This window comes from Pseudomonas sp. EGD-AK9 (assembly GCF_000465935.2).
Classification (GTDB): Bacteria; Pseudomonadota; Gammaproteobacteria; order Pseudomonadales; family Pseudomonadaceae; genus Aquipseudomonas.
Map to the genome: position 1 here is coordinate 1 of NZ_AVOF01000582.1, position 1,264 is coordinate 1,264.

Here is a 1,264-nt window from a genome sequence, read left to right on the forward strand (position 1 = left end):
GAGCTTTCCGCCGCCAACGAACTGGACCTGGTCGCCGGCCGCGCCAGTGGCCTGGAGCCGGCCATGCTCGACCGCCTGGCGCTGACGCCGGCGGTGATCGACGGCATGATCGAAGGCCTGCGCCAGGTGGCGACCTTGCCCGACCCGATCGGCGAGATCCGTGACATGCGCTACCTGCCGTCCGGCATCCAGGTCGGCAAGATGCGCGTGCCGCTGGGGGTGATCGGCATCATCTACGAGTCGCGGCCCAATGTGACCATCGACGCCGCCAGCCTGTGCCTGAAGTCCGGCAATGCCACCATCCTGCGTGGCGGCTCGGAGGCGATCCACTCCAACCGCGCCATCGCCGCCTGCATCCAGCAGGGCCTGGCCGAGTCCGGTCTGCCGGCCGCCTGCGTGCAGGTGGTGGAAACCACCGACCGCGCCGCGGTGGGCGAACTGATCGCCATGCCGGAATTCGTCGACGTGATCGTGCCGCGCGGCGGCAAGGGCCTGATCGAGCGCATCAGTCGTGATGCCAAGGTGCCGGTGATCAAGCATCTGGACGGCGTCTGCCACGTCTATGTCGATGTGGCTGCCGATCTCGACAAGGCCATTCGCGTCTGCGACAACGCCAAGACCCAGCGCTATTCGCCGTGCAACGCCATGGAAACCCTGCTGGTGCACAAGGATATCGCCGCCCGCGTGCTGCCGCCGCTGGCCGCCATCTACCGCGACAAGGGCGTCGAGCTGCGTGGCGACGCAGCCACCCGCGAGCTGCTCGGCAGCGACGTGCTGGTGGCCAGCGAGGACGACTGGTTCGCCGAGTACAACGCGCCGATCCTGGCGATTCGCGTCGTCGATTCGCTGGAGGCGGCCATCGAGCACATCAACCACTATGGCTCGCAGCATACCGACGCCATCATCACCGAGAACTTCAGCGATGCGCGGCGTTTTCTCACCGAGGTGGACTCCGCCTCGGTGATGGTCAACGCTTCGACACGTTTCGCCGATGGTTTCGAGTACGGCCTGGGCGCGGAGATCGGCATCTCCACCGACAAGCTGCACGCCCGCGGTCCGGTCGGCCTGGAGGGCCTGACCAGCGAGAAGTACGTGGTCTTCGGCGACGGACATATTCGCACCTGATGGCCAAGCCTGACGACGCCCGGGGCAGCGCCGCCCGACGCATCGGCCTGCTCGGCGGCACCTTCAATCCGGTGCATATCGGCCACCTGCGCGCGGCGCTGGAGGTGACCGAGTTCATGGGCCTGGACGAGTTGCGCCT

The 1,264-nt window shown here is 67.2% G+C and carries 1 protein-coding gene and 1 pseudogene; both read left to right on the top strand.

The annotated features are described in order from the left end of the window. Positions 1–1,125 (top strand): glutamate-5-semialdehyde dehydrogenase (locus N878_RS21120; RefSeq protein WP_021445521.1); only part of this gene is annotated, 1,125 nt, incomplete at its 5' end. After that, positions 1,125–1,264, top strand: a pseudogene (locus tag N878_RS29945) (hypothetical protein); the annotation flags it as partial. The gene N878_RS21120 and the pseudogene N878_RS29945, both read left to right, overlap by 1 nt.